Genomic DNA, 7,786 nt, shown 5'->3' with positions numbered 1-7,786 from the left:
GAGTAAAAACCTTCATTGTATAATTTTACAATGAAGGTTTTTTTGTTTTTTGGAATCCGGGCGTTTCTCTTTATGGGAACGATCCGCTCGCTACTCATCCGGCATTCTCACTTCCAAACGTCCACCACTTATTACGAAACAGCTTTGTTGCTATTTGGAACGTCCCTCCAAAGATGTATGCCGGTTTGGAGCCGCGAAGAATCATGAAAAAGAGAATATAAAAATGAATGAAACGTCTTTTTATGTGAACGGGACGAGGCATCCAAGATGAACCATGATCGCCGATCATGGTTGTTTTTTTTTGCTATGCTTGAGTTTGAGCATAGATTTATGTCCATTCGTTCACACTAAAATATATGGGAAATATGATTATATAAAATATAAAAATGAATAATTATACAATACATTTATATTTGTTGCAATATTTTTTTGTTTCATTTTTAAGGGTGTGTTAAAATAGCGTTGTCGATGATATAGAACACAAAGGGGTTATGTTTAAATGAAGCAAAAATCCATAACATTGATCGGCATGCCGATGGATTTGGGCCAAGGACGTCGCGGTGTGGATATGGGCCCCAGTGCGATTCGTTATGCATCTGCACAGTCATTGTTGGAATCTTTGGGATATGATGTGGAAGATCTGGGCGATTTGTCCATTCCGACGCCCGAGTCCCGTCATCAGGGAGATCCGAAGTTGAAGTATTTAAATGAAGTTTGCCAAGCTTGTGAAAATTTGGCGGATGCTGTTTTTGATGTCATGAAACGAAAGCGTTTTCCTGTGGTTCTTGGAGGAGATCACAGTATTGCGATCGGAACTGTGGCCGGTGCGGCAAGGCATTTTGAAAAGATGGGCGTGATTTGGTATGACGCTCATGGAGACTTGAATACAGGGGAAACTTCGCCTTCAGGGAACATTCATGGAATGCCGCTTGCTGTCAGCCTTGGAATCGGACATCCTGAACTTGTCAATATCGGGGGTTTTGCACCAAAAGTGTCTCCTGAGAACGTGGTGATTATCGGGGCACGCTCGTTGGATCCGGGGGAGCGTGAATTGATCAAAGAATTGGGAATCAAAGTTTTTACAATGCATGAAATCGACCGCATTGGAATGGCCGGAGTGATGGAAGAAGCCATCCACATTGTATCGAATGGGACCGACGGGGTTCACTTGAGTCTTGATTTGGACGGACTTGACCCGAAAGATGCCCCAGGGGTCGGAACGCCTGTGCAAGGCGGTTTGACCTATCGTGAAAGCCATTTGGCCATGGAAATGTTGGCCGAAGCGGATATTTTAACTTCTGCCGAGTTTGTGGAGGTCAATCCCATTCTTGATCAGGGGAACCAGACTGCCAAAGTGGCTGTTGCGTTGATGGGGTCTGTTTTTGGGCAAAAAATTTTATGATATAGATTTTGCTTCAGATTGAAAGGAGCTGTGACCTGCCGGGTTGCAGCTTTTTTCGTGGCGTTTGGATTTATGAATACTGAGCATCGCATCGCCTGCCAATTTTTTGGAAAATGTCAAGGGAGTTTATAACGGCAGGGACGGAAAGTGCTGGAAGAATCTCTTTGATTTGGGTTGCCGTACAGGAAGTGTTATATTAATGGTGAAACGGAATGTGTAATCCGCCGCAAAGACCCGGGCAGCGGAGAAGACGGGATTTGAAAAAAACGGGATTCGGAACAATATTTTTGTCCGTTTACGAAAAAATAAAAAGAGATGAACTACCGAATGGATGGTTTAAATGGAGGGGCTTGATGCAGTCATTGGCTGAGGTAAAAAATTATCTGAGTGATGTTGTAGACATTTTGATTGTCAGTTATGTGATTTATCATTTGCTTAAATTGATGCGGGGAACCCGGGCTGTTCAATTATTAAAAGGGATCACCGTATTACTGGTCATATGGCTGATCAGTAATGAATTTGAACTGAAAACGTTGGAGTTTTTTATTGAAAATTTCTTTTCCGTGGGACTCATTGCTGTCATTGTGATTTTTCAGCCGGAGTTGCGAAGGGCGTTGGAACAACTGGGGCGAGGTTATTTTTTGGGGAGAAGCAGTCAGGTGGAAGACCAAATTGCAACCAAAATTGTCAGCGAAGTGACCAAAGCCGTTGTTCAACTCGCAAAACAGAAAATCGGCGCATTGATTGTGATCGAAAAAGATACCGGATTGTCTGATTACATTGAAACCGGAACTGTTCTGGAAGCCCGGTTGAGTGCGGAGTTGCTCAAAAATATTTTTATTCCGAAAGCACCGCTTCACGACGGGGCGGTGATTATCCGGGGAGAATCCGTGATGGCGGCCGGGTGTTACCTGCCGCTCAGCGAAAATCCCTACATCAGCAAAGATCTGGGCACCAGGCACCGGGCGGGAATCGGATTAAGTGAAGTGACCGATGCTGTGGTTGTGATCGCATCCGAAGAAACCGGACAAATTTCTCTGGCTTACCAGGGCGAATTGGAGCGGAATTTGAGCGAGGACGAATTGGTGTCGCGTTTATACGAATTGCTGAAACCCCCGGAAAAGTTCTCAACCGTCTTCTGGATGCGTAAGGAAAAGGAAGAGGGGAAGGAGAAAGATGAATAAATGGCTGGAAAATGATTTGGTGTTGCGCATCGTTTCCTTATTGCTGGCCGTCATGTTGTGGCTGACCGTGACCGATCATTCCTTTTCTTCCTTTTCAGTCAAGGAAAGCATGACCATTCGGGATGTGACGGTTCAGGTAAAATACGACAAGGAACAATTTGAACTGACAGGGCATCCTCCCAAAGTGGAATTGCAGTTATATGGAGACAAGCGGTCATTGGAGAATGTCCCGGGAACTTACCGCTTGTTTGTGGATGCGAACGAAGTGGGGGAAGGGGAACACCGTCTTCCCGTGCAGATCGAAGGATTGCCCCTTGGCGTCAAAGGAAAAGTAAAGCCGGAACGGGTTTCTGTGACTTTAAAACAGAAAGTGCAGAAAGAAATGACGGTGCAAACGGATGTGATTGGCAACGTTCCGGACGGTTTACATATCAATAAACCGGTTGTCACCCCTCAACGGGTGTTGATCCGGGGAACCGAAAGCCGCTTGGACCAAGTCAAAGCGGTGAAGGCCGTTGTGTATTTGTCAGGACAAACCCAAACACTCAAGAAAGTTGTCCGGCTGCAGGCATATGGTGACAATGGACTGGTTCAACAAGTGGAGATTTCTCCAAGCGTCGTTACGGTGGAAGTGCCCATCAGCATTCCCCACAAGCAGGTTCCGCTTTCGATTGATGTGAAAGAGCCGCCGCCCGCGGGATACGCGGTGGAAAGCATACGGGCCAGCCAAGACCAAGTGACGGTCTACGGTTTTAATGAATATCTTGAAAACCTTCAATATTACATCGGCCCGGAGCTGGACTTGAGAAATGCCCGGAAAGATTTCAAACGGACCATGCCGGTTCCGATCCGGGAAGGCGCAATCAAAGTGGAGCCCAAGGAGATAGAGATTTATGTTAAAATGGTTTCTGCCAAGGAAAAGACGTTGGAAGATGTTCCGCTTACTGTGACGGGGCAGGAAGAGAAACAAAAAATTGATATTCTCTCACCCAACGGAGGAAACATGAATATCACTCTTTCAGGGGCACCGAAAAACTTGACGGGGCTCAATCAATCGGACATCAAAGCGGTCATTGATGTTTCAGGTTTGTCGGAAGGAATTCATGAAGTACCAATCCGGTTTATTTTGCCTGACTTTATCCAAGTTGCCGAACAGAACAATTTAAAGGCAAAGATCAGGATTCGTGATAGCGAATAATGGTTCTTGATGATTGAGGAGGAGAAAACATGGGTAAATATTTTGGAACCGATGGAGTACGGGGAGTAGCGAATCAAGGGTTAACACCTGAATTAGCCTTCCGCCTCGGACGTTACGGAGCCTATGTGCTGACCAAGGGAAAAAAGCGCCCGAAAATTGTTGTGGGAAGAGATACACGATTGTCAGGGGAAATGTTGGAATCCGCGCTCATCAGCGGAATGCTTTCCATCGGATGTGATGTTTTTCGGTTGGGTGTCATCACAACCCCCGGTGTCGCCTTTTTGACCCGTCATTTTGAAGCAGATGCCGGGGTGATGATTTCCGCATCCCATAACCCCTTTGAAGATAATGGAATCAAATTTTTTGGAGCCGATGGCTATAAATTGTCAGATGAAACGGAAGCAGAGATTGAAGCGTTATTGGATCGAGAAGATGACAACCTGCCTCGCCCCGTCGGGGAAGGAATCGGCCGTGTCACGGATCATCACGATGCGGCGCAAATCTATTTGGAACATTTGAAACAAACCATTGACACGGATTTGTGCGGAATGCATATTGTGGTGGATTGTGCCAACGGAGCCGCTTATGAGTTGGCACCGATGTTGCTGAGGGATCTGGGGGCGGATGTGACCACCATTTTTGCCCATCCCGACGGCATCAACATCAATGTGAATTGCGGCTCGACGCATCCGGAGCGTTTGCAGGAGGAAGTTTTAAAACAACAAGCGCACTTGGGGCTGGCTTTTGACGGTGATGCGGACCGGTTGATTGCCGTCGATGAAAAGGGAAATGTGGTGGACGGCGACCAAATCATGGCCATCTGCGGAGCCTATATGAAGGAAAACGGCACCTTAAAAGGAGATACCATTGTCACCACCGTGATGAGCAACATCGGTTTCTTTAAAGCGGCGGAGAAATTGGGAATTGCCACGGAACAAACCAAAGTGGGCGACCGTTATGTGATGGAGAAAATGAGAGAAGGCGGCTATAATCTCGGCGGTGAACAATCCGGCCACATTATTTTCCTGGATCACAACACAACCGGCGATGGCATGTTGACAGCGGTTCAACTCTTACGGGTGGTGAAGGAAAAAGGGCAAACTTTGTCGGATTTGACCCGGATTATGACCAAATACCCCCAATTGCTGACCAATGTCCCCGTGAAAAACAAAGAGGGCTGGGACCAGAACAGTGCGATTCGTTCTGCGGTTGAATCCGTGGAAAAAGCTTTGGGAAATGAAGGCCGGGTATTGGTGCGCCCTTCCGGTACCGAATCGTTGATCCGTGTGATGGCGGAAGGCCCGGACGAAGAGTTATTGAAGAAATATGTGAATCAAATTGCGGAAGAAGTCCGCAACCAATTGAATTAAAAAATAACCGTAAGAAGAAGCCCTGTTTCCCGTAGAAAGACAGAGGAACAGGGCTTATCCATTTTTCCGGTTTTTGGTTTGGATCTTTACGTTCATATTTTTTTCTTTTATATTTTGGAAAAATGTTATTTTTCATCATAAATAGCTGAAATCATTCTTTATAATAGAAGTAAGATGCGGATAAATCTTATTTTTAAATTTTGGCGGGATCATTTTTAACCCGGCACTTTACACAGAAAGCATCTTTGCATACCATAGTTACATGAGTGATTTTCCATTGGATAAAGCATCATTTTAAGGAGGTGATGAATGGAAGCAGGGGGAATCTCACGGATGCATCAAAAGTTTGCCGTAAAGCGCCTGGACTGCAGAGGAGACGTGGATCTGCAGTTGACGAGGAGGAGGAGTATCGAGTGATCGGCGGATACCTCCCGGCTTCGCATCAAAGCCGAGGAATCGCGACACAAAACAGCGGGGTGACCCGTTGTACAAAAGTTGCGATATGATGCTAAGAGAGGTCGGTTGGATACAAAAAATAGAAAAAAGAGAAAGCATGGAAATGATGATGAACGGGTCAAAGACAGACAGACTTTGGATACCCGTGGTTCGTCATTGTTTCTGCAAATTTCAGGGGGTATTCACATATGTGCGGAATTGTTGGATATATTGGCTCCAAAGAGGCTCAAAATCTGTTGCTTGAAGGTTTGAGCAAATTGGAATATCGCGGATATGATTCGGCCGGTCTGGCGGTTTACAACGGGGAAACGATTGGTGTGCAAAAAAACGAAGGACGGCTGACCAATCTCGAAGAAAAACTCCGTGCTAAATCCCTGCCGGGTACTTTGGGGATCGGACATACCCGGTGGGCGACACACGGGAAGCCTTCAGACCAAAACTCCCATCCCCATACGGACCAAACGGGTCGTTTTGCGGTGGTTCATAACGGGATTATCGAAAACTACATTGAATTGAAAGAAGAATTGATCGCCAAAGGATTTACCTTTGAATCCGAAACGGACTCGGAAGTGGTGGCCAAACTGCTGGCTGACATGTGGAACGGCGACTTGGTTTCCACTGTGCGGGACGTGGTGGCCCGCTTGGAAGGGGCCTATGCCTTGGGGATTATCAGCGAATTGGAACCGGATAAATTGGTGGCTGTTCGCCAGGCAAGCCCTCTGATTGTCGGGGTCGGCGAATCGGAAAACTTTATTGCTTCCGATATCCCGGCGATTTTGCAGCACACCCGCGATGTGTACATTTTGGAAGACGGGGAAATGGCTGTTCTGAAAGAAAACCAGGTGACCCTGATGAAAGTGGACGGGACGCCTGTGGAACGGGAAGTCATGAATGTCAAATGGGATATTGAAACAGCGGAAAAAGGCGGTTATGACCACTTCATGCTGAAGGAAATCCACGAACAACCCAAAGCGATCCGCGACACGTTGTCCGGTCGTCTGAAAGACGGAGAAGTGGATTTATCCAACGAAGTGAAGCTGACCAAGGAACAAATCCAAGAGATCGAAAAAATTCATTTCGTGGCTTGCGGCACGGCTTATCACGCCGGACTGGTCGGGAAATATGTGTTGGAAGATCTCGCACGGATTCCGGTGGAAGTGGATGTGGCGTCCGAATACCGGTATCGCAATCCGCTCATTACCGAAAAAACGCTGGTTGTCGTGATCAGCCAATCCGGGGAAACAGCAGATACACTGGCTGCCCTCAGGGAGGCGAAAAAGCACGGCGCGCGGGTTCTTGCCATTACGAACGTGGTTGGATCCAGCGTTTCCCGGGAAGCCGATGATGTGATCATCACCTGGGCCGGACCGGAAATCGCGGTGGCTTCCACCAAAGCCTATACTTCGCAATTGATTGCCATTTATATGCTGGGAGTTTATCTGGCTCAGGTTCGCGGTGGAAAAAGCCGCGAAGAACTGGCGGAAATTATCCGTCACTTGGAAGAATTGCCGGAAAAAGCAGAGCAGATACTCGGCCAAACCAAGGTGGTTGAACAATTTGCACGGGACATCGCCAGCCATGAACATCTCTTCTTCCTGGGACGCGGCTTGGATTATGCTGTTGCCTTGGAAGGTTCGCTTAAATTAAAAGAGATTTCCTACATTCATTCCGAAGCTTATGCGGCCGGTGAATTGAAACACGGCACCTTGGCTTTGATTGAAGAAAACATCCCGGTCATTGCGCTGGCCACCCAAAGCAGTGTCTACGAAAAGATGATCAGCAATATCCAGGAAGTCAAAGCACGTGGCGCTTATGTTCTCGGGTTTGCCGGGGAAGGAGACACGGAGATGATTAAATCCGTGGATGAAGTGATCCACATCCCGTCGACACTGGATCTTTTGGCTCCGGTATTGACGGTCATCCCGCTGCAATTGTTCGCCTACTATGCTTGCCTGGAGCGTGGCTTCGATGTGGATAAACCGCGGAATCTGGCAAAAAGCGTGACTGTGGAATAAAGAAAGGAAAATTGACGGAACGGAACCTGTTCGAACATCACCTCTTCGGTTGCCATCAACCGCAAGAGGTTATTTTTTTTATGTTCGGAGAGAAGGTTCAGGCAACTTGTCTTTTCCGCTTATAAATGATTGATTGTCAGTTTTTTCAGTGGATACGAGTG

General features: G+C 47.0%; 5 protein-coding genes. All 5 read left to right on the top strand.

Annotation, left to right across the window (positions count from 1 at the left end):
• Window positions 1-499: 499 nt before the first annotated feature.
• Complete coding sequence (gene rocF, locus NYE37_RS13585) at window positions 500-1,402, top strand: arginase (protein WP_037997359.1); 903 nt, start codon at window positions 500-502, stop codon at window positions 1,400-1,402.
• Window positions 1,403-1,755: 353 nt separating this feature from the next.
• Window positions 1,756-2,586, top strand: a complete 831-nt coding sequence (gene cdaA / locus NYE37_RS13580; protein WP_037997361.1) for a diadenylate cyclase CdaA — start codon at window positions 1,756-1,758, stop codon at window positions 2,584-2,586.
• On the top strand, window positions 2,579-3,784 hold the full coding sequence (locus NYE37_RS13575; RefSeq protein ID WP_037997364.1) for a CdaR family protein: 1,206 nt from the start codon (window positions 2,579-2,581) through the stop codon (window positions 3,782-3,784). Before cdaA ends, NYE37_RS13575 begins: the two co-directional genes overlap by 8 nt.
• Window positions 3,785-3,813: 29 nt before the next feature.
• Entirely contained in the window at window positions 3,814-5,154 is a 1,341-nt protein-coding gene (gene glmM / locus NYE37_RS13570; protein ID WP_037997366.1) for a phosphoglucosamine mutase, read from the top strand.
• A 644-nt stretch (window positions 5,155-5,798) separates the two neighbouring features.
• Window positions 5,799-7,625: a glutamine--fructose-6-phosphate transaminase (isomerizing) gene (glmS, locus tag NYE37_RS13565; protein ID WP_037997369.1), complete on the top strand. Its 1,827-nt coding sequence runs from the start codon at window positions 5,799-5,801 to the stop codon at window positions 7,623-7,625.
• The last annotated feature ends 161 nt before the right edge of the window (window positions 7,626-7,786 follow it).

It is taken from the genome of Thermoactinomyces sp. FSL K6-2592, assembly GCF_038006465.1.
Lineage (GTDB): Bacteria > Bacillota > Bacilli > Thermoactinomycetales > Thermoactinomycetaceae > Thermoactinomyces > Thermoactinomyces vulgaris.
Note: the sequence above shows the minus strand (reverse complement) of the source record. Positions and strands in the feature narration are given on the sequence as shown.